This window comes from Nonlabens sp. YIK11 (assembly GCF_001413925.1).
Lineage (GTDB): Bacteria > Bacteroidota > Bacteroidia > Flavobacteriales > Flavobacteriaceae > Nonlabens.
Genome location: NZ_LBMJ01000001.1, coordinates 1,837,183 through 1,863,637, shown reverse-complemented (window position 1 = coordinate 1,863,637; position 26,455 = coordinate 1,837,183). Strand labels below are relative to the sequence as shown.

General features: G+C 39.6%; 17 protein-coding genes. 8 read left to right on the top strand and 9 right to left on the bottom strand.

Annotation, left to right across the window (positions count from 1 at the left end; genetic code table 11):
* Position 1: 1 nt before the first annotated feature.
* Complete coding sequence (locus AAU57_RS08440; RefSeq protein WP_055412491.1) at positions 2 to 2,986, top strand: tetratricopeptide repeat protein; 2,985 nt, start codon at positions 2 to 4, stop codon at positions 2,984 to 2,986.
* Here AAU57_RS08440 and AAU57_RS15010 read toward each other — a convergent pair.
* Positions 2,970 to 3,191 carry a hypothetical protein gene (locus AAU57_RS15010; protein ID WP_156340068.1) on the bottom strand — a complete coding sequence of 74 codons (222 nt, stop codon included), beginning with the start codon at positions 3,189 to 3,191 and terminating at the stop codon, positions 2,970 to 2,972. The two genes, AAU57_RS08440 and AAU57_RS15010, sit on opposite strands and share 17 nt — an antisense overlap.
* Before the next feature lie 70 nt (positions 3,192 to 3,261).
* Here AAU57_RS15010 and AAU57_RS08430 point away from each other — a divergent pair, with 70 nt between their 5' ends.
* Genes AAU57_RS08430 through AAU57_RS08415 form a run of 4 tightly spaced genes read left to right on the top strand, consistent with a single transcriptional unit; the run spans position 3,262 to position 10,150 of the window.
* Positions 3,262 to 4,944 (top strand): DUF6531 domain-containing protein, encoded by a 1,683-nt coding sequence (locus tag AAU57_RS08430; RefSeq protein ID WP_055412489.1) that lies wholly within the window; start codon positions 3,262 to 3,264, stop codon positions 4,942 to 4,944.
* Positions 4,945 to 4,954: 10 nt separating this feature from the next.
* Entirely contained in the window at positions 4,955 to 6,634 is a 1,680-nt protein-coding gene (locus AAU57_RS08425; RefSeq protein ID WP_156340066.1) for a DUF6531 domain-containing protein, read from the top strand.
* A gap of 10 nt (positions 6,635 to 6,644) precedes the next feature.
* Positions 6,645 to 8,579: a caspase domain-containing protein gene (locus AAU57_RS08420; RefSeq protein ID WP_055412487.1), complete on the top strand. Its 1,935-nt coding sequence runs from the start codon at positions 6,645 to 6,647 to the stop codon at positions 8,577 to 8,579.
* A 2-nt stretch (positions 8,580 to 8,581) separates the two neighbouring features.
* Positions 8,582 to 10,150, top strand: coding sequence for a trypsin-like peptidase domain-containing protein (locus tag AAU57_RS08415; protein ID WP_055412486.1), 1,569 nt, complete (start codon positions 8,582 to 8,584; stop codon positions 10,148 to 10,150).
* Positions 10,151 to 10,413: 263 nt separating this feature from the next.
* Here the strand turns inward: AAU57_RS08415 and AAU57_RS08405 are convergent, their stop codons facing one another.
* The 5 genes from AAU57_RS08405 to AAU57_RS08385 all read right to left on the bottom strand — a co-directional run bounded on the left by AAU57_RS08405 (position 10,414) and on the right by AAU57_RS08385 (position 19,906).
* On the bottom strand, positions 10,414 to 14,709 hold the full coding sequence (locus tag AAU57_RS08405) for a caspase domain-containing protein (RefSeq protein WP_055412484.1): 4,296 nt from the start codon (positions 14,707 to 14,709) through the stop codon (positions 10,414 to 10,416).
* A 4-nt stretch (positions 14,710 to 14,713) separates the two neighbouring features.
* Positions 14,714 to 15,634, bottom strand: coding sequence for a hypothetical protein (locus AAU57_RS08400; RefSeq protein WP_156340064.1), 921 nt, complete (start codon positions 15,632 to 15,634; stop codon positions 14,714 to 14,716).
* A gap of 28 nt (positions 15,635 to 15,662) precedes the next feature.
* Positions 15,663 to 17,105 (bottom strand): alpha/beta hydrolase, encoded by a 1,443-nt coding sequence (locus AAU57_RS08395; RefSeq protein ID WP_055412482.1) that lies wholly within the window; start codon positions 17,103 to 17,105, stop codon positions 15,663 to 15,665.
* A gap of 167 nt (positions 17,106 to 17,272) precedes the next feature.
* On the bottom strand, positions 17,273 to 18,994 hold the full coding sequence (locus AAU57_RS08390) for an FAD/NAD(P)-binding protein (protein ID WP_055412481.1): 1,722 nt from the start codon (positions 18,992 to 18,994) through the stop codon (positions 17,273 to 17,275).
* 183 nt (positions 18,995 to 19,177) lie between these two features.
* The gene (locus AAU57_RS08385) at positions 19,178 to 19,906 is read right to left on the bottom strand and encodes a phosphatase PAP2 family protein (RefSeq protein WP_055413717.1); all 729 of its coding nucleotides are present in this window, start codon (positions 19,904 to 19,906) and stop codon (positions 19,178 to 19,180) included.
* A 229-nt stretch (positions 19,907 to 20,135) separates the two neighbouring features.
* On the opposite strand from AAU57_RS08385, the gene AAU57_RS08380 reads away from it, so the two are divergent.
* A complete protein-coding gene (locus AAU57_RS08380) occupies positions 20,136 to 20,687 on the top strand; it encodes a DUF421 domain-containing protein (protein WP_055412480.1) in 552 nt (183 codons plus the stop codon).
* A gap of 20 nt (positions 20,688 to 20,707) precedes the next feature.
* Positions 20,708 to 20,830: a hypothetical protein gene (locus AAU57_RS15295; RefSeq protein WP_262491932.1), complete on the top strand. Its 123-nt coding sequence runs from the start codon at positions 20,708 to 20,710 to the stop codon at positions 20,828 to 20,830.
* Between the two features lie 30 nt (positions 20,831 to 20,860).
* Here the strand turns inward: AAU57_RS15295 and AAU57_RS08375 are convergent, their stop codons facing one another.
* On the bottom strand, positions 20,861 to 21,727 hold the full coding sequence (locus AAU57_RS08375; protein WP_055412479.1) for an SdiA-regulated domain-containing protein: 867 nt from the start codon (positions 21,725 to 21,727) through the stop codon (positions 20,861 to 20,863).
* 164 nt (positions 21,728 to 21,891) lie between these two features.
* On the opposite strand from AAU57_RS08375, the gene AAU57_RS15200 reads away from it, so the two are divergent.
* On the top strand, positions 21,892 to 22,044 hold the full coding sequence (locus AAU57_RS15200; protein WP_172443306.1) for a hypothetical protein: 153 nt from the start codon (positions 21,892 to 21,894) through the stop codon (positions 22,042 to 22,044).
* 326 nt (positions 22,045 to 22,370) lie between these two features.
* Here the strand turns inward: AAU57_RS15200 and AAU57_RS08370 are convergent, their stop codons facing one another.
* Together AAU57_RS08370 and AAU57_RS08365 are read right to left on the bottom strand one after the other, a co-directional pair.
* Entirely contained in the window at positions 22,371 to 23,228 is an 858-nt protein-coding gene (locus AAU57_RS08370; RefSeq protein WP_055412478.1) for an SdiA-regulated domain-containing protein, read from the bottom strand.
* 155 nt (positions 23,229 to 23,383) lie between these two features.
* The gene (locus AAU57_RS08365; RefSeq protein WP_156340062.1) at positions 23,384 to 26,230 is read right to left on the bottom strand and encodes a T9SS type B sorting domain-containing protein; all 2,847 of its coding nucleotides are present in this window, start codon (positions 26,228 to 26,230) and stop codon (positions 23,384 to 23,386) included.
* Between the last annotated feature and the right edge of the window lie 225 nt (positions 26,231 to 26,455).

Genomic DNA, 26,455 nt, shown 5'->3' with positions numbered 1-26,455 from the left:
TATGCATCGTCAATTTCTCATACCATTTATTTTTTGCTGCGCTCTAGGGTTTAGTCAAGTAGGTGAACGTGGAGGTCGCGGCAGCGATGTTAGAGAGGAAGTGACAGGAGAAAAAAGGGCTCTTATCATAGGTATTTCAGAATACCAAAATGAAGACCTTAACCTCAAAGTGGCAGATGATGATGCGCAGCTTTTCAAAAACTACCTAACTAACATTGAAAAAGTAAGTGATCAAAACATCATTTATCTAGAAAATGAACAAGCCAGCGCGCAGGCAATCTATCAGGGAATTGACGAATTGATCAAAGTCACGCAAGAAGGCGATGAAGTGTACATCTATTTTGCCGGTCATGGCGATGTCGTCAATCGTGAAAATGAAAAAGTAGGATTTCTATTAGCCCATGATGTCAACGGTGGTCGCAATTATCGTGGTACAGATGGCGTGGTTGCGTTATCTGCACTTAATGAATTTGTCAATCAATTGACCACAACAGGCGCTAATGTGGTTATGGCGCTTGATGCCTGTCACTCGGGATTTATATATGAAGAAGGTGCAAAAACCAATATGAACACCTTGAGCGACGGTGATAATTTTGTCAAGACCACAAAGTTTTTGAGCTGTGCACCTTCCCAAACCTCACAAGAAGATATCCAGTTAGGACACGGTTATTTCACCTTTTACTGGGTTCTAGGAATGATGGGCGCCGCAGATATAGGTGCACAAGACAATCAACTCAAATACAGTGAGCTAGACGACTTTGTCTATCAAGAAGTCGCCTCATTGACAAACAACCAGCAAGAACCACTTGTGATCACCAGCAATCGTCGTAGGCTTTTTAAAAACCTGATACCTGAAAATAAAGAGATTGCCATGCTGGCTCATGGAAAAAGCATCAATCTTAAGGACACGCTTCAGTTTTTACGTTCCAGTACTGTGGTTAAAGCGCCTAAGCAGCTTTCTAATATTGAAAAACAGTTCAAGCAACTCATTGATCAATGGGGACAAAAGGCAAGCAGAGAAAAAGCCCTAGAGCTCTATCAAGATGCCAATAGCAGCAATGAACTTAGTGGTGCGCAACTAAGCAGAATGCGATTTACGCTTTCGCGAAAGCTAACCAACCAATCCAACAGAATCATCAATAATTACATAAGCGGTCCCAAAGAACTTCCTGCAGGCGCAGAATTCTATGAGGAATCCCTCAATGTACGCAAGGCGATGGAATTACTTGATGTAGATCATCCCAGCTATAAAGCCTTACAGGTGAATGCCTTGTTTCTAGAGGCGTACTCTTACATACGTAACGACGACTATCAAAAATTTCCGTTGGCAGAAAAACTGCTCAAACAAGCTATAGATCTTGAAGAGCGCGCCGCATATATATGGAATGCACTAGGTATCCTGTCAAATGAAAACCATCAGTTTAAAGATGCCGCAACCTATTATAACAAAGCCATAGAGCTAATTCCCACATGGGTCTACCCTATCAATAATTTAGGTTCCAATTATTTTGAACTTTTAGATTATCAAAAAGCGATAGAAATTTATGAAAGGGCGCTGGAGATAGACCCAAACTATAATACCAGTTTACAAAACCTCGCTGCGATCGCTGAAAATCAAGGGTATATCTCAAAAGCAGAGGAAACCTATAAAGAACTATTAAAAACAGATCCTGACAACTCTACTCTATTTACCAATATCGCGCTTATAGAAAAAGGAAAAGGTAACCTTAAGGCCGCCCAAAGTTACTACTTACAAGCTCTGGAGCGATTTCCCAACAATGTTGATGTATTGTTTAAATATGCAGATTTCTTGCTGGAAAACAACATCTCTTATGTGGACCCAGTAAAATTTCTGGATAAGGCGCTAGAACTTCAACCAGGTTACTTTAAAGCACTGACAACCTATGCGGATTTTCTTAGAAGAAACCAGTCTACTCCAGAGAATTTAGCCCGTGCAGACTCCTTATACAATCAGGCGATATTAAACAATCCCTTTTATCCTTCAGCTTATTCTGGTTTAGGTTATTTGCAGCACCAACAGGACAATCCAGAAGCGGTAAAAGTGTTTGAAAAAGCAGTTGCCGCAAACAAGCAAAGCGTGGTACCGCTCTATAACCTTGCCTGGTTCAAACGACATAAGTTGAACAACATCGATACCGCGATCACAATTCACAAAAAGATCATTACTCGCAATCCCTATTACTTGCCGTCCTATCAAGAATTGACGAGCATTTATCAGTCTAGAGATAATGATGAAGCTGCCATAGACCTGGTAAAAAACTTCATTTCCAACGCCGGTGAGAATCCAGAGAACCTTCTATTGCTGGGAAATGTCTATTTCCAACAGGGAAACAAAGAGAAAGCCCTAGAGCAATACAGGCGATGCCTGCAACTGGATCCCACACATACCTATGCCGCTGCAAGTCTCGCGTTGTCACTCATTGATGAAGGTAATTTTGAAGAAGCATTACCCTTTGCAAAACAAGCGATAGAAGATAATCCTATCAAATATGGCCCAGAGACGTTTAGTAGTTCGCTTTCGCGAAAGGCGCGTAGTTACAAGCGCGATGACAAAAATAACTTAGCTCTATCTGCTTACCGTCTAGCCTACGAGTTGGATGGCACAAACACCAAACCTGCTTTTGATTTTGCACAACAGCTGTATTTTGAAAATGACCTAAAAGAGGCTGCCAGCGTGATTGAAAAAGCTAATGATGATACTAAGTCGTGGAAAGAAAAATGGCTGATCCTTAAGCTCAAGATAGCTGTTCTTGAAAAAGATGCAGCCGTGGCAGAAAAACTATTAAAGGAATATAAAACCTTGAGTAGTCGTGTGGATCCAGTACTGAAGCTACTGGTACTACAATTGAAGAATCGTAATAAAGCCAAGGAGTTTAAAAATAATATCAACGCAGCGTACTTGAGCACCTCACGTTTGATGAGGTCATATAACGAGGCTACTATCAAAATTATAAGTGATTTGTAATATGGGTAGGTTTGTGTTCCTTTTGGTATTTGTGATTTTTGAAACCAGCTCTTGCTATGGTCAAAACGTAAATCTTCGAAATGGAAATTTTTACGTTTCCTATACAGATATAGATCTCAAGAATACTACCAGCATCATTTATGATCAAGATGGTAAAATTGAAAACATTGATGGTGATCAACAAATGGCGGTAAAGATCTTTCAAACCTTTCAAAATTTAATCGGATATCTCGAACCCGCAGACGCGCGATATAATTTTTAAAAAAAAAAACTTCATGAAATTCATAGCCTCGATTTTAATCTTTTTGTTATCCATTCATTTAACGGTGGCCCAAAATGTCAACCTAAAGAATGGAAATTATTTCATGAGTTTTGCAGATGTTGATTTTCAGAAATATAGCGGCATCAAAGAAGACTTTTTGGTTCGAACCTACAATTCAAAATCGACGGTAAAAGGCTGGTTTGGGTATGGTTGGGGATCAAGACTAGAGACTAAGCTTTATTACTATCCCGATTACTCTGTCATGATACAGGAGCATGGCGCTGGCGGTAAAAGTATTTTTACCACAGCACTTCAGGACGATATTCTGTCAGAAGAGTTGATAGAAGATATTATTGATATTGAAATTGAGCAAGGCCTGTTAGACGATATACCAACAACCATAAGCTCAAGACGCAAAAAACTAACCGATTTCAGAGAAGTAAGGTTAGTTATTTATGACAGGTATGTTCAAAAAGGTTATTTCGAACCATTCTTAGAGGTTCCCGAAGGTGTTACCTGGCAAACCTTTGCTAGAGGAAGCGATAAACAACTGGTATTCAAAAATGGGCAATTCATTAGATCCTCGCGCAATGGTGAAAAAGAATACTTCAACCTTGAAGGCGATCTGGTCAAAATAATAGACACCGATGGTAATAGCCTGACAATCCAATATCAAGATGGTAAGCCCAAAAAAATATCCAGCCCTGATGAGTTTTATCTAGATATCACTACAAATGAGGATGGTTTTATTACAGCTATAGAAACATCTGACCAACAAAAAGCCGAATTGAAATACAACAACGACAACCTGGTCTATTCAAAGGATGCGAATGGTAATCTACATGCTTATGAGTATGATGTGAATCATAACCTTACTAAAATCATTTATAACCCAGTGAGGCTCAAAGGCCAGAAAATAGATGCCCGTATTATAGAATATACTCCCAAAACAATGTATGCCTCTAAAATAACTGACCGAGATGGTGATGTAACGGAATATAGCTACAAGAATTTCTTTACAGAAGATGGTGAAAAAGATGATGACCATTATGCCACTACCGTCATAACATCTGGATGGAACGGAGAGAAAGTAGAAAACTACTATGAATATCTAATAGGTAAAAAACCTAATGGAGAAAGATATACTGAAAAAATAATTACTCGCATAAGAGGCGTGGAAACAGTTTCTACTTATGACGAGAATTGCAATGCTCCCACTAGAATCGAACGTAATGGTCGATGGACCACGATGCAATTTGATAAAAACTGCAACATGATTGAAAAGGTTCGTTCAAATGGCGATCACATAAAACTAGAGTATCATCCTACACTCAAAAAGCTAATACGCGTAGAACAAAACAATACCGTAAATAAGTTTGAATACGATAAAAAAGGCAAGGTCATTTTAGCTCAAAAAAATGATGAAGAACCTATAGAACTCAAATATGCAGATAACGGTAAGATCACCCATCTAATTTCTGGAGATACTATCATTGATTTTGATTACAATGAACTGGGAAAACCCGTAAGAATTGCTCAAAAAGGGTTGGGTGAAATGAGAGTGACATATGATGATAATGGTGAGATATTAAAGGTTGAGAGCGATGGTGGCTCCAGTATCACCTTAAAAATCACACAAAGCTTCCAAAAGTTACTAGCTCTGACTAAAGTTCCTAATGTTGATTTCAATATGTAAACAGGATACTATGAAAGTATTATTACAGATCGCGATCTTCACATGCTTTCACACATTGATTGCACAAGTGGATATAAAAAATGGGAATTTTCATGTTTCCTTCACTGATGCTTCTTTTCAGGATTCAGGAGGCGCTATTGATCAATTAACCCGAACTTATAATTCAAAATCTACTGAGATAGGTTGGTTTGGCTATGGTTGGGGAACTAAGCTAGAATCTACCCTTTATATGTATCCAGATTACGCGGTGCTATTAAAAGAGCATGGTGCCGGCGGCAAAACATTATTCAAATCTACTTTTCAGGATGAGCAATTAGCCATTGATATGATTGAGTTAATCATAGACCTACAGCTGGAAAATAATTTACTAGATAATAATCCTTCATCGATAGCAGAACTTAGAAAACAACTTGGTGACCCTGACAATAGATATCAATACTATGACAAACTAGTGGACAAAGAACTTGTGGATCCAATTATGGAAGTACCAGAAGGGATTGTCTGGCAATCCTTTGACAGAGGTGATCAACAACTGACCTATGCGAACAATCTATTTTTAAGAACATCTAGATCTGGATTAAAAGAGTCTTTCAATCTAGATGGCCAATTAATAAAAATGGAAGATAAGAATGGAAATTTTACCGAAGTATTTTACGAGAACGGCTTTCCTAAAAGAATAAAGAACAAAAATGGTTATTCTATAAATATTACCACTAACGAGGATGGATTAATAACAAGTTTGAAGACATCAGCAAAGAATGACGAGGACGCCACCTATAAGTATGTGAATCAAAATTTAATCTACAGTAGAGGGACAAGATTCTATCAATATAAGTATGAATACGATGCCCTGCATAACATGACAGCGACCATTTATAATCCTGTTAGGTTTGTAGGAGAAGATGAAGACAAGCGCGTTATTGAATACTGGCCAAAATCATCTTTTACCAAACGAATTATAGAAAGAGACAGTGTCATAAAAAACTATAGCTATCAATATTATATAGATCAAAACGGAGCGAGAGATGACCTTCATTACAGCACCACGGTCAATACAAATTACCCAGATGATAAAAACGATGAAACCGTTACTTATGAATATTTTATTGGTATAAAAGCAGATGGTAGTCAGTACACCCAAAAGATCATAACAACCACAAACGGCATTACCTCATCCAGTATCTATGATGAGGCCTGCTCCTATCAACCCATTCGGATAGAGGAAGGTGATCTGTGGACCACTTTTGTATATGACAGGAACTGCAACATGATTGAAAAGGAGAAATCCACAGGTGAGTATCTCAAACTCAAGCACCATCCTACCCTAAAAAAAATGATTGAAGTCCAGCAGGACGACAACCTATTTGTTTATGATTATGATGATAAGGCAAATTTAATTTATGCGAGAAAGAATGACGAGGATGCGATGTATTTGACTTATGATGAGGATGGTCATATGGACACCATGACAAATGGTGATAAGACACTGACGTTTGAATACAATAGTAAAGGCAAACCCATTAAAATCATGATGAAGGACATTGGTATGGTCAATGTCATCTATAAATCCAACGGCGCCATCGAGCGCGTGGAAAGCCCAGATGGACATAGAATGGCGCTACAAATCACCATGGCCTTTCAGAATCTAATTGCAGTTACAAAACCTGCTAATCTTGACTATAATCTCTAAAACTATAACAATGAAAAAACTACTATTAACTCTAATCGTTACTTTGATAGGTTTTCATTCCTATGCAGATAAGTATGCGCTTATCGTCGCAATAGGTGATTATCCAGAAGGCTCTGGTTGGGGCGACATCAACTCTGTAAACGATGTAGAACTTATCAGCAATGCCTTGCAATTGCAAGGCTTTTCCAGTTCTAATATTACAACGCTCATCAATGCACAGGCGACAAAGCAAGGACTGGATGAAGCCTTAACTAACATTCAGGAAAAAATGCAACCTGGCGATGTATTAGTGGTTCATTTTTCTGCGCATGGACAACAAATCTATGATGACAACGGTGATGAAGTCGACCGTCTGGATGAATCTATCGTGCCCTTTGATGCGCAGGCATCCTACTCCAGCGATTACACCGGCCAGAATCACTACCGCGATGACCAGATAGGCAAAGTCATCACCAACTTGCGTAATAAATTGGGCAGCGACGGCCAGCTGCTTTTTATACTGGACAGCTGCCACAGCGGCTCTGCTTCACGTGGTGCAATAGCTCGTGGCGGTAAAGGTGCTCTAGTGCCACCTAATTGGGAGAAAAAAGATAATGCTACGGCAGACGGCAGCGATATGGTTGAAAAAGTAGCCCTAAATAGTGATGCGGCACCATTCGTTATGATCTCAGGAGCTAGTGCCAGAGAACTAAATTATGAATACCAGGGAAAAGGTAGTTTGAGTTACGCTTTCGCGAAAGCGATGTCATCCTTAGGCACTGATTACACTTACAGACAGCTGTTCAACAAGATAGCTAGCGAGATGGCCACCATAGCGCCCAGACAAAATCCCGTAATTGAAGGCGATGTGGATTACAAACTCTTTAATGGTGAGTATGTGCAACAACAACCTTTTTACAGTCTGAAGCGAATTAGCAATCCTAAATCCATTGTTCTCAATGCGGGAAGCGTACAGCAGCTTAATGAAGGTACCACTATAAGTGTGCTGCCGGCAGATGCGACCAGCTTTGATAAAGATCTGGTTATCACTCAAGGAAAAGTAAACCGCAGCAAATTCAATGAATCCTATGCCCTGCTGGATAAAGACCTACCTACTACTGTTGCCCAGGATTATGCTGTTTATATTGAGGACAAAAGTTATGGTGATATCGCGGTAAAGGTCTTTTTTGACAACAGCGTTAAGGATAAGTCACTCCAGAAAGAAGTGGAAAAATACCTAGCCACCAATAGCCAAGGTAGCGTGGTTACTGATATCAATGAAGCAGACCTAGTAGTAAGCAAGGAAGATGCGTTCTATGTCTTGCAAAGTCCTGCAGACCTTTCCTATCTTAATGCAGATGAGGATACCAGAGGTTCCAAAACTGCTGAAGACCTAAACAAAAACATATTTATCTATGCTCGTGGTAACTATCTACGAGATCTGGAGATGAAAAATCCAACATACGAATTTAGTTTTAAGCTCGTACCAGAAAACGTGGAAGACGAGTCCCAACACCTAGATGAAAATGGTGTGTTCAAAGTCAACACAACAGATGACGTGGTGTATCTAAATGTGACCAACAACAGCAACAAAGATCTTTACTTTACCGTATTAGAAATCTACACTGATGGTAAAATACTGCCCTTTATGCCTAACGCAGAATGTGATTACACGGACGATGAGAGATTGATCCCACGACGGTCTTCTAAATTGATTAAGGGTTGTAGATACCAGTTCGGGTCGCCCTATGAGCGCATTGTTCTCAAAGGATTTGCTTCTAGTCAGCCCATCAATATGGAACCTGTAATTACAGAAAAGACCAGAACAAGATCTGCTACCAATCCATTGGAAGCTTTTGTAAAGCAAACTGAAAATCAGTCCCGAGGTCAAAAAAGCTCCAGAACAGATTCTGGATCCATAAAAGGATACACCACAGAATTTATATATGAAATCATAAACGAATAGTCATGAAACAGCCAACCTACCTTTACCTTCTATTGTTACTTTTTATTGTTCCGCTTCTTGGGATAGCCCAAGACACTGAAATTCCACTACCTAAAGAAAACCCCTTTGCAGAGCCTGGAACTGATTCCAGAGGTGTCTTTGGAACAGATGACCGTAAAGAAGTCAACGATGTAAGCGGTATCGACCATTATACCAGAGCAACGGCGGTCATGATCCCTAAAGATATTGTTGTCAATGGTCGCATTTATGGTTACACACTCAAGCAGCGATTATCAAGACAATTTGGTACGAGTAACATAAGCAACAATGTCAAGTTTCAAGAACAACCTACTGTGGCTAACTGCACCGGTTTTCTAGTCACTCCAGATATTCTGGTAAGTGCAGGACATTGTATTCTTGATCTGGAATCAGCACAGGATTATTACTGGTTATTTGATTATACGGATAAGATGAAATACAATCCTGATGGTTATTATATTGAATACGATGACAATGACCTATTTGAGGTAGTAGAAGTTCTAGACGGTAAACTTGAAGGAGAAGGAGAATACAGCGAGGATTATGTAGTGATGAAGCTGGATCGCAAAACAGGCAGATTGCCTTACCGTATAAGAACCAGTGGCGCACCAGAGGTGGACCGTACGGTTTACACGATTGGATCACCTACGGGTTTGCCTTTAAAAATATCGACCAACAGTAAAGTGGTTGATAGTGATATAGAAAACTGGTTCAAAACAGACATCGATGCTTTTCCGGGAAATTCTGGCGGTCCGGTATTTGACTACTACGGTTGGATAGAAGGTATCCTTGTACGTGGAGCAGTAGAATATGCCAATGGGGTTTACACAGGTGACTATAAATATGATAGCGATTGTGATTGTGTCCAAACGGTGACCTTTAGAGATGCAAACTGGAATGCAGGTTGTCAAGTGCACAAAATCAATAAAATCAATTATGATTTGATCTATCGCTTCATATATGACAATCTAGAGCATAGTATAGAAACGAACAATTTAGCAGAATTCAATAGATGGTCTTCCTACAATTGGATCTTCAAGAAGCAGTACACTATAGATCGCGATCCTCTAGAGAATGTATTGATGAGAGCAGCTAGTAGAAGCATGACTTTGGATCAAAGCACGATGTTACAGGAGATGATCAAATATAACACGGGTAACTACGGTGCTGATTTTGAGAAACGTCTGGTAGAATTCGTTTTTAATTATCAATTTGAACCATTGAAAGAGGCAGCGGCAGAATACCTCAATCTAGATGTCGCAACTAATGGTGAAACCGTCCTATGGGACAAAGTCAAAGGAAATCAAAAATATCAGGTCAATGATCTTTTAGTGTACGGCGCCAACTATAATCTAACGGATGCCTACAACAACAACCTACTTCACTTAAGCGCGCAAAATGGAAATAAGGAAATGGCGCAATTATTCATCGATAAAGGAGTGTCTCTTGAAAAGGAGAACAACAGAGGCTGGCGACCTGAAAAAGTAGCTAAAAAAGCGGGTTATAAAGACCTAAGTAAGTGGTTGAAAAAGGAGCGCAAAAGAAGAGATTAAAACAAATAAATCATAATTAGTAGCTTTTTACAGGCATCTCTGCAGCTCGAGATGCCAGTTTTTTTTAACAAGAATACCAATCTAGATCATTCGCCATTTGCGACTAACTTATTACAAGCTCTGGAAGTTGAGGATGAATTCTTATCGCCAGGAAAGATTTTTTCTTTTGTGAGAGGCAATACCACAAGACCTATTCTTACAAAGTTTGGAAAAAATGAAGCTAATGGTGATTTTTTAGTGAAAGTGAAATGAAGTGATCTGCCTTACCAAAGCCTTATGGTAGTGAGTTCATTTCGTTCTCTAATATCCATTTCTTGCTTGTTATTGGTAAGTTGCAGCACCTTAACCCGCAAGTTGTTGATGAATTCTGGTGATAGGGTCAACTCGCTATTATAATCTGGTTCCAGTTGCATGGTACCACTTAATCCAGATTTTACCTGTTGCATAAAAGCAGTGGTAAAAGCGCCGTTGCTCAAGTCTCGCGCCTCAAAAGCCACATCTTGGCCAGAGGATGCAGATAGTACAGTCACGCCATTAACAGTATTTAGATTGTCGAACAAGGTGGTTACCACATCACTCACTTTAATGGGGTTCTCCTTCTTCCCTACTCTTTTCGCAATACCACCGCGCTCACCTTCATTTGGATTTGGATTTGCTTTTGTGATTTCATAATCCTCCATATCTAATGTGTTACCAGAGTGACAGGTGTCCATTAACAATAGCATCTTTGTAGATTTTGTTTCTCCCAAATAGTTGATGATATCATCAAATGAAAGGCCGCGACCAGTAACATTATTGAAGTCCATGTCGTGTGGCGCATAGTAATAATTCAATTGCTCGTCCAGCACGCCATGACCCGCAAAAAATACCATTACCTGATCTTGTACTCTTACCTTAGACTTTAGTTGATCTAGCTCTTTCTTGATGGCCTCTTGAGTGGCATCCTCGTTTAATAGATAGGTGACCGTCGTTTGTTTGAAGGATGCTGGTGTTCCCGCTTTCGCGAAAGCGTCATCCTTATCAACCAACCGTACTTGATCTTTATTTGCCAGGCTTCTCTTTTGTCTAAGTTCCAGTAGTTCACCGTCGTCAACAATAGCATTAATAATCACACTACCATCAATGGTGACCTCAAGTTCATCTTTCAACTGAAAATCAAAGTCGTATTTCTTCCAAAGAACTTTTCTTTGACTACTATCAAAAGAATCATTGGATCTTGAAATGGTTTGATCTTTCACATTGATAAAATACGTATCCAGCGTTGCAAAGGAGATGTTTGATGTAGAAGAAATTAATTGGAAATCAGTTTCCTGCCGTTTATAGAGGTAAAATGCATCTAGATAATCCTTGAACAAAAAGTGTGTACCATCGTCTGATACACTCATAAAGGTCAAGCCTTTATCGTTTTCTATCGTTCCTTTGAGGACCTGCTTATCATCATGACCATACTTAGTTATTGTAACATCGTTATTTGAACCCGTATAACTGGTTTCCACATACATCCATTGATCCTCAGGCAATTGAATCATATTATCCTGATACCGTAGATCTACGTCAAAGGGAAAACTGATGGGTTCAAATGTGTCATCCTTAATCTCATAACGGTTCCACTTATCATCCATCAAGAAATAGAAGGCGTCGCCATTTCTCGTTGGGATAAATGCATTGTAAAATGAAATCGTTTCTATCTTTTCTATAGGCGGCAAGGTCATTTCAGAAACCCGAGCCTGTTTGAAGTCAAACAAGTAAAACTTCTTTTCTAGAGCATCGTAATGATACCAATATCTACCATCTGCTCCCAAATACTTAAGGTCGTAACCATAAATATTGAATCCGTATTTATTGATGGGCTGTAGGATTCTATTGCCGTTTTTGTCATGAACGCTTAAGGGTTCTGCATAAAATTTATCATAGTAAGACTGGATATCTTCTTTGGGAATATCACCATAAAACCTGGCGATATCCAAAGCATCTTTATCTGCAAACGTTAGGTTGTTATTGGATTGTTTATATTGTGATACGCCTATGGCAAGTACATGTAGGTTGGGCTCTAGCGCAGGTCCTGTATAATTTACCGTGCTTCTCGCTATGCGCTGATTGGTAGTTGCGTCCCACAACTCTATATGATTGATAGGGTCTGAAACTTCAAAATCGAGTACCAGCTTCTCACCTTTCCATTGCCATTGTTTGTCACTCAATGCCACACCATTGTGCTTAACAACTATATTTTCCGGGCTTCCTTTTAGAGCAAAACTAACCGTATTTTGCACTTGAGCCGTCGTCAGTTCTTTACCACCATTGAGGCTAACCTCTTCGATCTTGAATTGTTTTTGATCTGGTTCAGAATTTCTTGAGGAATTTCTAAACTCTTCGGCCTTTTGGATAGCGGTAAGGTATTCTTGATCAATTTCTCCTAGCGTTTTGAGCACTTCATCAGGTTGCAAGAAATCCCTCATTTGATTGATTCCTTTTTGTGTAAGCGTTAATAAATTACCGGCATCAAAATTTGCCAAATAGTAACCTGTATCGCTTACCAATAACTGTCGTTCATCATCTTCAAGAATCCATTGTGCTTTTCGTTTTCCCGTGGATGTATCGTAGACACTAATGTTTCCTTTGGCATGACTTACAAATAATAAACTGGCATCAGTATTCAAGGAAAGCTCTACAGCAGGATTTGCCTGATCTATCGGAATCTTTTGATCCATAAAAAATACACCGTAACTATCTATGCCTAGAGCAACTTTTTCATTACCTATGGCAAATGCTTTGATTTGAAAACAGTCATTTTTTTGAGAGGTGGTTTTAAAGTCTTGATCTACTTCATAAAAGACCGTGTACTTAACGCATTTATTAAATTCAAAAGGCGGCTGCACCGATAAAGCAAAACCGGTCGAGTCGACCGATAAAATTTCATAGACCTGCTCTTTCACCAACTCTTCTGTATAAATGATCTCTTTAGATTTTGCCTGGCGAATTTCAAACACAAAGTTTTCATCTATAGTTGCGATAAGTTCACCATTTTCACTTAAAACAGCTTTGAGAAATATACCTTTTAATGGTTCACAAGCTTCTTTGGTACACACCTCAATAACCCTTAAACTAGGGTACTCAGTTACAGTAAAAGGTCGGTCAACAACAATTGCGAGTTGATTGCTGCTGCTGTAATCCACAATACTTTTACGAACCGTTAGCGCTGGTGATAAAAAGGAAAATGTATCCTCACTCAAATTGTAATCAATAAGTCTAAGCTCATTATTAAGCTTGCCCAAAAACGCTACACTATTGTTTTGAAACTCCTGCTGTCCTTTGAAAAAATTACGATCGTATTTGTCAATCCCTTTTTTAAGCTTAAGCCAGTCGTTAAATTTTAATCGGTCGTACTTATTCTTAAAAGTGCTGGCTTGATAATATCTTAAGTTCGTTTCATAATTAGAATTATACTCTTGAAGTATATAGTCACCACTTTGTAGAAAATAAGCTCGATTATCGCCATAAGCCATTGATCGCCCTAATTCTTTAAGCCGCTTTGATCCTACATTGAATTCAATCATTGATGAAGCTTCTTCACGACCCATGGTTGGATGGATAAAGCCGCGTATCAAGTTTTGATCTGCAAGGTACAGGTGACTTAAAGGTTTATCTATTTGAAATTCTTTTATGTCATAACGGCCATTTATAAGACTAGCATAAACTACCGGTGTTTCATAATTATTCATGCTGGGAAACAACAACCATTGATCTCCATTTTCTTTCACTTGAAAATTCCAATCAGTGGCAAAAATGGTAGTCTTAAAAGCTAATTTTCGGCTGAAATCTTTAAGCTGGTACCTAAAGATGCTCAGAAGTTCCTTTTCGTCCTGGTACTCAAAAAGCAAAAAAGAGTCGGCGCTTTCAAAAAACACCTTGTATTCGGCTCTGCTCTTTATAAGTTCTTCCTGATAAAGAGTTTCACCATTAAATCTTCTTACTACCAATTCATTACTATAATTGATTCCAATATCCTGAGTGAACACATAAATAGAGTCCGTCGAGGAAAACGAAATGTCTTGAATTGTTTTACTTGTTTTAGAAACACCCAATTGTGCAAATGGACGTTTCTGAAAAACTACCATTCCATTTTCCTGCCCAGAATTTATAACCGCTGCAAGGTGGTTCTCATTACGCTTACCTCTAAATGTGCCCTTAATACCAGATCGTGCCGTCTCAGCGCCTGTATCAAGATTATACGTAAACAAAGAATCAATAGGCTGATTATCAAATTGTAAATACTTTTTGGCAACGGTCAATTTGCTATCTTCAAGTGATATCAGTTTATGGATAGGATAATTATCAGCTTTTTTGAAAGTAGATATATAGGCTCCAGAACTGTAATCATGAACCAGAATTTTTCCTGAGGCATCTGCAGAATACACCTCATTACGACCTTCAATAACCACTACATCGTTAACCGGTGCATGATGAACATCCTTGAGTAGTACACCTTTAAACTCTTGATTTTCTTGAGCGCATAAAGGGATCGAAAGCAATAAAACGATCAATATCAAAAAGTCTTTCATTTCTTTAATTTTTCAAAACTTTCTGAATAGTCGCCGCGCCATTCTTTATTACAGCATCCTTGTTATCTGACAAAATGCTAGGCAACTGATTGATGTATTTACTCTTGCCACCTTCATACTCTTGCAGCTGTACGTTCACTTTAACGATGCCGTAGTTTCGGAACTCGTCCTCTGCGATATAAGGTATATCCACATACCATGACGACAGAATTGGTGTTGTAATTTGATTCTCTGGCCCGTATTTTAAATTGCGTAAATCATATTCTTGCTCAACCAGTACTGCTTCCATAGGCGTATTGTCTTTGTTACGCCATTGACCGGTGATGGATACTGATAATTTTGCATTTAGGTTTTCATCTTCATAGATCTTGGTTCTTGAAAATAGGATGCGCAATTCATTAAAGCTTAATCTGGATACTCCAGGGTTTTCTAGATCTGTAAGTATTTCAATGACGGCTTCAAAATTCAATAGGTCTTCTTTATCCTCTGTAACTCTAAGTACATCATCCTCAAAAGTAAAAGTAGCCGCCGCGCCTCTGGATCTGGGCTGTGCGTCCAGTTCCTTTTTTATGGTGTTGACGATTTCAGCTTTTTTTTCTTCATTTAAAGGCGCCTCATATTTTTTGATGTGGATCTCACTATAGTTTTTGGAAACTACACCAGTGGCGCTGTTGTAATAATAGTAATCATTAATGGAGAGCGCTTGAGAATAGGAACTCGTCAGTGATTTTGCTGTTTTTTCGGCAAGGTAGTCGGCACCTAGAAACAGTCCTTGTAATGCCGCTTCTATAAGTCCACCACGACTGTCGGACTTTTTCATTTCTACTACAAACTCTTCATTGCCTTGAATGTAGGACCTCTTGTGGACCGAGCATGAGGTCAACCAACAGGATAAAACAATCAGAAAAATGTAACGGTTATTCATCAACTCCATATGAACGAGGCTAAAAGGGCTAATTTTTAATTTTCCAGTAAACACCATCAGCGGTAGTGACCTTGATCAATTTGGATCTTAGTTGGGCTCTCAAACCAGAACCTATAACCGTGATAAGATCATCGAGGATGGATTTCGTTTCAGCGAAATAGGAATGGGATAAAAAACTGGTATCCACACCAGTCGCGTCAATCGTTTCTACGCCATCGACGAGCATGACGCCATATTCTGCATCACCTGCTCGTGCTCTACCGTGCAATGCTTTAGAGGCTTCCAGCGCGACATCATCTGCGCTCACGTAAAGTGTGATGGGCTTTTTGATGCTAGAGACCATTTGAGGCGCGATATCACGTTTGAAAATAGCTGCATCAATATCTGGAGCCGCCAGGATGATCTCCTTGATTTTTGAGGCCAGGTGTGACTTTTCCTTGATCAAGTCGACTAGGGCATCTGTCAAACCTCTATTTCCCATGCTGTGCGCGATCAGGTAAATTTCTTCTGCCTTTGATTTTGTGATATAATCCTCCAGGAAGTTTTTGATATTGGAAGTGGACCAGCGTATGTTATTCTCATCAATGGTGTAGGCAGATGTGGCTGCCTGTGATGGCCAGCTGTACAAAACGGCCTCACCGTCAAACTTTAAATCATGTTTCATTTGTGCAGTTCTTTTTGCGGCATCTGCAAAAGAGACATTGTAGCCGTGAATAAACATGAAGGTTTTACGCTTTCGCGAAAGCGAAACACCTCTAGCCATCAAATTAAAAAAGGAGCTTTCCTTTAACGGTATGATGTTTTGCAGGACAATGTGCTTGTTGGGATCCTCATTGATCTCAAACCTTAATAGCGAAGGGCTTTCAATCTGTCCTACCTTATGTGTGTAGGGAATGGTCACGTTACAAATGCCGTAATTGATTTTGTGATCTACTTCAAGATCACCGGCAAAGCGCAGGTTTTCATCCTTATTTCCCGTGTCCTTGCGGTCTGTAGCATAATAGATAGGCACTCGCGTATAGGCCTTGTCAGACGCTGTCTCACCTCTAGACTGTGCCACATATAAATCCCTTTGCTCCAGACATATTTGTATATTTTCCTGCAGCGTAGAATCATCGTTTAGGGTAATGAAGAACTCGAAAACCAAAAACCTAGAACGATTGAATACCTCATTCTCATTCATTACCGTATAGAGCTCATCGCCATCAAAATCCTGATAGTTATCAAGTTCATAAATGGACAAACCATTGTCCAGATTTACTTTGAGCTGACTTTGTTTTACGTCCTCTGCATTCAATAGCTCAACACTCAGTCCATCAAACGGAAAATCACCATTCAAACAGTCATTTTGAAGATTGACAGGAACGTTGTCCAACAACAATTGAGGTGTCACTGTTTCTTGAGCAAACGACATAGCGCCCAATAGAAATAGACAGATAATCAAATAGTTAGTTATATAGTTTTGTTTCATGACGCACAAGTTTCCTTAGCAAATTAATACAAATCAGCTAGTTATAAAAATTTGTTAAGGAGTTTGAAAGAATACGCGAATGCGATTCAACTGGCAATCGCTTTATAGAGCGTATGTATGTTAATGGAAAAGTAGTTATTGAAAGATTCTTAAACCTAATAACAACTTTAGTCCAAGAGGATTTCATCTATCACCACTTGCATTTTTTGAGTATCAAAACATTCCAGCAGTGCGTCTACTCCATGTTCAGATCCTTTGGTATTGCGGCCTACATGATGCAAGCCTTCTATAGTTACAGAGCCCAGCAAATGATTTGCGCTTTCTGAAACCGTGATACCTAAGTTCTCTTCAAACTGCTGCGTCATTGATTTAGAAACTAGAGATTCAATTAATGGATCAATGATTTTGGAAAGATTGGGTTTATCCAAAACACTGTCTATTAAGGCATCACAAACGATCTCTTTATCATTCTTACGTATTTTGAAACCTTCATCAACCAGTTCGATCTCTGGCTGATTCACAAAATCTAAATTCAAGACACGAGCATCATGAAGAGCTATGAGTTGCAGTATACTTTCTACCGGTGGCCCAAAGCTATAACGTTTTGCCATCTCATTGATCTCGATGAACCTGGCTACCAATGCCGGTGGCAATAATTGATATGTGTATAGATAATACATGTCTATTTGCAGCTCTCTCCACACTTGTCCAATAGTATAATCTAGGGAAAACGGTGTGTTACCATGAGACATTTGACAGGTTAGCTTCATGTAATCTACAATGAACATATCGGTATCAATGATATGCTCATTTTTGGTGGTTTGGTCCTTGAGCCATTTGACAATGAGGTCTTTTCCTTCTGGATCGCTCAAGGATGATCTGCCGTAAGGTTGATCAAAACGATTATAGACATTCATGACGACACCAGCTATTGGGTACAAAATATCATCAACATCCTGGACTTCTCCATTTTTGATATCTGTCTTGAGTTGATCCAACATTTCTGCCTTTCCAGCCTTGATGGGATCAAAATTGTCATCAATATGTTTTCCCACTGGTTTCGGTACCATGGCAAGTCCGTCTAGTGAGTAGGGAACGATTTGAACGTTCTTGTTGCCAGTATAATTCAGGAAGATATTGTGGTCATTTTTCTCAAATCCAGCGTTATCATCTTCAGTGATCATCCGCACCACATCAATCATGGCGAGACCCAAACCTTTAACCAAGATCTTCTTAGAAGAAGCATAAATCGCCGCAGCTTCATTGCTATACGGGTCATTGCTAAAATGCAATGCATCTTTTTTAGCATGCTCAATGAACCTCTGATTTTCCTTAGAAATAGTGGTTTTTAAATGTCCCAAGGCAAGAAGCACTTTCTTGAAATGATAGGCATTGCCTTGCTTAGTATCGAGAGTAAAAACATTTTCTTGATGGGTAAGCTTGACCACTCGTTCTCTTTTTACTTCCAGCAAACCTAGACTTTGCAACGGCTCCACGATGGATTGCGCGCGCTGGATAAGATAGGCACCGGTCACCTTACGTTTGGAGAAAGAATCCTTTTCATCATTGATGGTCACGCCCATCACCTCTTCCAGCCATTCCAGATAACTGGGAAATGAAGGGAAATGCACATCTTTTAGATTGAACGCCGGCCTACCCGCAAAAGGTTCCAAAGCACGGTCAGAAATGTTACTCCAGTTCACGCTGGTTTGATCTGGATCCCAAGCTAGACCAGTACCTAGGTTCTCACGTGTTTCAAAAAGTACGACTTTGTAATTTTCTACTAATTGTGACGATACGCGATCAGACAACGTGATAAAGAATCGTTCCAAAGCATGTAATCCTCGCGCACCACAACCTACAATAGCTAAAAACTTGGTTTCTCCCATGCTGCAAAGAACGGCCTAGATGCGCCTAAATGTTCTTTACGTTCTCTTAAATCGAGCGTACTAGATCATTTGCAATAAGATGTATGATAACTATCAGCTTATGGGCAATGGAAAGCTAGAGGATGTATTCGCTTTCGCGAAAGCGAACTACTTAAAAATTAAGATCTAGCATCTTATCATTGATCAGGTCGATGGATCTCGCTTGAATATTTTGATCAAGTTGAAGATCATGATACAGAACACTACCCAAATAAAGCCTGCAATAAAACCACCAGCAACGTCTGAAGGATAATGCACACCTAAGTAAATCCTGCTGGTTCCAATGCTCAAAATAAGAGTCACCAATAAAATGATCAATAGTGTTTTCCAGTATTTACTGATGCCAAACTGCGTGACGAAATAGATGAGCAGACCATAAAATGCCATCGCCATCATGGCGTGACCGCTGGGATAGCTCAAGGTTTCTACCATAACGAGATGTTCTGCATCTGGTCTTGCCCGGTTGATGGCCTGTTTTAAAATCAAATTAGAACTCAAGGCCAGGATCATGATCAACGCAAATTGCGCTACATATTTCCAGCTTTTGAAAAGAATATAAAACAAGAGCGTACAAAAGGTGAACATGATGAGGTAACCTAAAGTGTCGCCTACATCGGTTACAAAAACGAAATAATCAGTCAATGAGGCTGTGCGATATTGTTGCACATAATTTGAAATGGAACTGTCATAAGACGCCAGATATTCGGTCTTCAGGACTTCGGTCAATTTGATGAAGAGCTTGACGCCGCCCACAAATACAATGCTTGCCACAACAGCCGTGATGATGTAAGCCAAACGACCGTCATACTTTTCCATCGTACGTGATAGAAAATTTTTGAGGTATCGTAATAAGGCTAGTAATTGTTTTTGCACCAAAGCTTGATTTTGCAATCGATAAAATTAGCACTTATAACAGCAACCGTTTTGTAAACTTTTCACAAGCCTGATCATAATCGCAAAGTTTAAGGCTCCAATTGAGATATCTAGAACATCAACACCTTGTTCGAAAAATCTTACATAATAATTAAGAGGTCCACATCACTATTAATCGGAAATTGGCCATGGACAAAATGGTACTTCTATCTTTTCTAATCTAAGAATCATGAATATTTCTAATATCAAAGAGTGGTTGTATCTAGACCTAACGGCCTCTGCCATTATTGTAATAAGCGTTGTCATAATATTTCTAGTGCTTATTTTAATCACTCGCGTTGCCGGCCTGCGTACTTTTTCAAAAATGACCAGTTTTGATTTTGCCACTACGATTGCCATAGGTAGTATTTTGGCTTCCGTATCGCTGGATCCTAAGACTTCCATAGGTAATGGTGCCGTTGCTCTAGTAGCTATCGTTCTGTTCCAGGTGGTGTTTGCCTTGTTACAGCGCTATGCGGGCTGGTTTAGAAAAACTGCGACCAATGCGCCCATTCTGTTGATGAAAAATGGTAAAATCATTGAAGAAAACCTCGCCAAAACCAATCTGCACAGATCAGAATTGATTGCAAAACTGCGTGAGGCCAATGTCTTGAAGTTTGAAGAAGTGAAAGCCGTGGTTTTTGAAAGTACTGGTGACGTGAGCGTTCTACACGGTAAGGTTGATGAGACGTTAGAACCCAGGTTATTGGACTTTCTGGACGTGAAAAAAGAAAAAGTTTAAACCCATTTAAAAAAATAGTTATGAAAAAGATTTTTAAAATTATTACCCTAGGGAAACTAGGATGGAAAGGTTATCGCTGGTATCGCGATAGAAAGAAAAAGAAAGCTGGTAAAGGCAACAAGACAACCTCAAGGTCTAAATAGCTGCTTTAGTCATTGAACTCAACAAGGCTTTTAATTCAGCTTTACCTGTAGAATATTAGCTTTGTTCTTTTTGCTGGCTTCATTAGAAATAAACAAGATGCCTTCTTTACTAAATGTGATTCCTTCTGGCTGTGCAAAATCGTCTTCATCCAGTTCGATCACCCTTTTGATGGTGCCATCCTTTTCTAAAATCACCAGTTTGGGATCAATTCCTTCCAACACATAATACTCACCAGTTAAAGGATGCACAGCAGCATCTGATGGGCTAAATGTTTTGTAGACCTTCTTTTCAAGGTAATCCTCAAAGGCATCATCTTCCATATTGATACTCACGGTAGGAACCGCGTCCACCAGTCTTGACTCCAGATCAATTTTATATAATCCCTTGAATTCATCCACCTTATCGCGATCCTTGGGAGCTGTGATCAGGTAGGATCCATCGCGACTTATGGCAAGTGTTTCCATGTTGTTTTTGGAAGAGAACTCCGTTTTGTAACTGATGGTTTTAGCTTTTCCGCTTTCGCGAAAGCGTGCTACCTCAAAGATCTTTCCATCGCTGCGCATTACATAAGCTGTACCATTATGCACGGCGATACCTTCATAATCACCAGAATCAGCGAAATGAATATTTTGAAGAATTTTATTGCTTTCAAGATCGTAAATGAAAATTTCTCCTTCTTCATCCTGCACGCAAGCCATTTTACCATCTGGAAGCCAAGCGATACCACTTATTTCTTTTAGGTATTTGGGCATTTCCCATTTTTGAACAATGGTATAGTCAGTAGGTGCTTTTTTCTGCTTTGGCTCATCGTCGGTCTTCAAGCCTTGAAACGCAAGAAGCGCGATGATAAGTGATAACACCACGGTTACCGCCAGAGTATATTTGATCGTTTTCATAGGAGTACAAAATTGCAATATTGCATGGTCTAGGTCTCAAAAAGTAAGCCTAAAATATAGCAGGTCTTTGTTAATCATTTCTATCGTTACTGTGCTCCATTTTGATAGTTGCCCGGCATAGCTTCTACGCATCGAGCATTTCCATAAATGGGTATCTTTGAACCATGGCCAAATCTGGAAAGCAGAAAAACACAAAAAATAAGAGCAAGCATTCCAAACTTATGGAGCGCAAGAAAAACAAATTGCGCACCGAAAAGGAAGCTCGAGCACAACGCCTCAAGGATCTCCAAAAAGCCTTGAATTCTCAAAAGGAATAAGGCGATCCATATCTTTTTGATACGACCTAAAAAAAATGCGAGCCTGCTAGTGAATCACTAGCAGGCTCGCCATTCTAAACTTCAAAAAGTTTACGTAGTCGTCGCAAACTGATAAAACGCACGGCATTTTTCACCGTAAGCTCTCAAGTTTGCAAATAGACTTTCAATTCGAGAGACTCTTCCTTCTCTCTTCACAACTTGCGTTCTGTAAGGTCTCATAATAAAAATTTTAGACCCAAATATAATAATTATAAACGTTAATTATACATTTAGTTAACCTTAATTTTACATTAGAAGCCTAATCCATTGTATTATAGTAACTTGTTTTACAGCTTTATAATCACTTCATGAATGGTAGCGATACCCGCGTTTCCCTCATTGGCAATATAAATTCTACCTGTTGGACTAATAGCGATTCCTTCAGGCTGAGCAAAATTCTTACTATCCAAGAATATGATGTCCTTGACCAATCCTTTTTGATCCAGCACGACCAGTTTAGGGTGAACACCTTCCAGCAAATAAAAATCACCAGTTTGCGGGTGAACTGCCATATCTGAAGGACTAAATCTCGTTCGAACCGCTCGCTGCTCATTTTTACTAAACAGGCTGTCGTTGATCTTTATTTCAATAGTAGGACTGGATGAAGTCAATTTTGTTTGTGGGTCGATTTCATAGATTCCTTTTCTGTCTTCTGTATTATTTGTTTGTTTAGGAATGGTGAGAAGCAAATCGCCGTTAGCATTAAGTGCCAGCGATTCCATGTCATCTTTATGCGTAAAATTGGTTTGAAAATAGGTGGTTGTTTTTTGTTCGCTTTCGCGAAAGCGTGCTACTTTAAACAATCTACCATCGCTACGCATCACAAAGGCATCATCATCCATCACGGCAATAGCCTCATAATCGCCATCGCCAGCAAAATTTATACGATCCACAACCCTACCTTGCGCCAGGTCATAGATGTATATAAGTCCGTTTTCATCCTGGATACAGGCAATAGTATTATCTGTAAGCCAAGTAATACCGCTTATTTCTTCCAACTCTCTTTGAAGTGGCCACGTTTTTACGATTTCATAGTTGGTAGATGCAGCCATCGGCTTTTGGTGGGAAACCATGAGATAGGCAAAAACTGCGACCAGCACCATGCCTATCACAACTAGGGCAACGGTTAGCTTAACATTTTTCATACATGCATTTTACACAAATATCCTAGATCTAATATTTTTTGTAACCTCAAACGCTGTTAACTTATTCTAAAAGCAACACCAACGATCAATAAATATGATCCTACGATTTTGAAAATGAGAATAGAAGAATTAGAACATACCTTACAGAAGATGTGCTATCGCTTTAAAGAAAAATGTCCCGAAACGGTACGACCATCTTCCAGCTCCAGACGGTACCAATAGTCTGTAGAAGGCAATGGCTCTCCATTAAATACCCCATTCCAACCTTGTTGATCTAGAGTAAGATCTGCCAGCAATTTTCCATACCGATCAAAAACATAAAGTTTTGAATCTTGATCCAGAACCTCTAAACCTTTAATGTTCCAAGTATCGTTGTAGCCATCATTATTAGGCGTGACAAATTGCGGAATTCCCAATGTAATCACCTCTAGGGTCTGTGTCCAACATCCATTGGAATCTCGCAACTGGATGGTTTGAATACCATTGCCGGTTTCCACACCACGAAAGGTATAGGTGTAGCTGCCATTAAATTCATTCATATCATACCATGAACCATCGCCCAGCATGACCTGATATGTAGTTTCTTGATCCATGGTGGCTTCTACCTCAACATTGATGACGTGATTGTTTAACACCGCAGTCAACTCTGCATTCGCTGTAGCTTGAATAGGATTCAGTACGGTGTCTACCGTGGCGGTAGCTTTGGCCGTGCAACCTGTCATTTTGTTGATGGCTTCAACGGTATAGACACCAGCTTCATTGACCTGCAACTGCGCCGTTGCATCTGTAAGCAGCTCTGTTCCTGATTCTGTTTCTACGGTCCAGATAAAATCATAATCTTCAATGGAAAGATTGGTTCTTATTACCGTAGATAAAAACTCGCCATTAGTTGTCTCACATAGAGAAACAGAGGTAGGGTCGATGATCAGTTCTGGTGCCTTAAAGAGTTCAAATGTCAAGATCGTTGTGCTGTAGCAACCAGTGTTGGGATTGGTTAATCGTGCATAGATCACGTTTTCGCCCGTAGTAATTTCCAGTGTATTGGAGATTGAATTCAGCGAATTATCAGCATCATTTTGATTTAAATGATAGGTAATATCGAGATCTTCAATTCCCATGGTCACCTGACCATCATAATCATTCAGGTTTATAAATTCTATGCCTATTCCATTCTCTGGATCATCGCACTGTGCTACATCAATAATAGATGGCGCGATAGGCGCTTCATTCACAACAATGGTAATGGAAGCCTTATCGCTGGTAACTGCTGCCCTACTAGATGGATCTGTAGCGGTAACTTGATAGGTGGTGCTTGTGAATGGCAACACTTCAATCTGCGGCGTTGTGGCAATTACATTGAGATTTCCATCTTGTCTCCATTCATAGACATAATTACTATCGCTTACAGGTGCAAATGGTTTGGCAGTTATGGTGACAACATCCATATCATTATCACAAATAACTGTTGTGGAAGCTTCTACTTCAACCTTAACATCACAAACGGTGAGATCCAAATCAAAGTTGCGTTCACTAAAACAGTTCGCCGAATTCACATCGTACACGTAAAAAGTAAGTGGATAGGTTAAAGCCTTGTCGATATGAATAGTTTCTCCCGAATTATACTTAGTACCATTACCACCAGATTCAGTATAGTAGGCTTCATTTCCAGATAGTTTTTCACCTTTGATTTCTGGAAAAACGTAGGTCTCACAAACAAGCACATCTGCCACAGGATCTAACATTGGTGTAGGCAATATATTTACGTCAAACGATACCTGATTTTTACAGCCATTGGTACTGGGCGCATCGTCATAGATATAATACGTCACCGGATAGGTTACTGCTGCATCAAAATTGATGATGTCACCAGCGCTGTATTTAATTCCGTTGCCATCCACTTGTGAATAGAAAGCTTCATTGCCAGACAAAGCAACTCCTGTAATCGCTGGAAATGTAAAGCTGTCGCAATAGTCTCCATCTGGAATATCATCGATAGCTCCAGAACTACCGTTGCCCGTTATCGTTACAATTGCTGCATCTCTAGTAACATTACCGTTAATATCAGTGACAGTGATTTCGACTGGGTTATCGCCGGTATCAGTACAAAAGAAGGTGTCTTTACTCAAGGAAATATCCTTGATACCGCAGTTGTCAAATGCTGGATCAACTAAAATGTCATCAGGAGCAATTTTTACTGAAGATGTGTTTTCTAACGACAACGAAATATTACGTACTGTAAATTGTGGAGCTTCCTGGTCCAGGACCGTAACGTTAAAACTACAGCTGGTTTCCACACCATTGTCGTCTATAGCCGTAAAGGTGACTGGCGTAGTGCCCACAGGAAAGAAACAACCCGATTCCAGACCTGCGGTTTGTTTGACCGATGTAGGTGTGAACCTAAAATTATCAATACTCGCATCAATGGTGCCTCCAGTTTCTTCCCACGTCATTGAGGTAATGTTTTGCCATTCTGGAGTATCAGGAAAGTCTACATCACCCGTTTGAGTTGGGACGAATTCTGTACCACAATCACCGGTCTTAAAAACCATGTTTGTAGAACATACATACACACGATTAGGTGTGAATGGCTCGCCACCATTGTACGTCCATGTATTCCCTGTAGATGGGTGAATCAATGCGCCTTGTCTATTATCACATGGAATAGGCCATGGAGCGTCGATATGATCGCGGTCAAATCCTTGCAGTCGCATTCCTTCTTCTTCGTAAACAGGCAGAGCTAAAGGATCACCTTGAAATCTCATAATAATTTGATCAGCGCTAGAAACTCCCGTGACAGTAGCATCTGGAAAATTTACGATAGCTCCACATTCTCCAGCATCAGCAGATACCACAATGTCTGAAGGACACGTAATGTTTGCTGTGGTTGTAGGTTTGGCAACCTCAATATATTTCGTAGCATTATTCCACAGGCCGTACTCAGGCTTGAGAATCAAGCCAAAGAATACAATCAAAGTGGTCGCTAAGAATACCGAATGTTTCAAGAAAGTCGAGTTGCCTATTTAGGATGAACGCTATAACGTCTCAAAAATAGGGCAAACGAATGAAAAACATCGATTAAAGGTTGAAATACGTACTTTTTATGTATTTCGTCGATAAAATGTAAAGCCTAAGATCAATTAGGTATTCAAAATCTGATTTGAAACTGAAATTAATTAACCGATGTTAATTTAATAATTTAAGACTTAATGAATCTCGCTTTCGCGAAA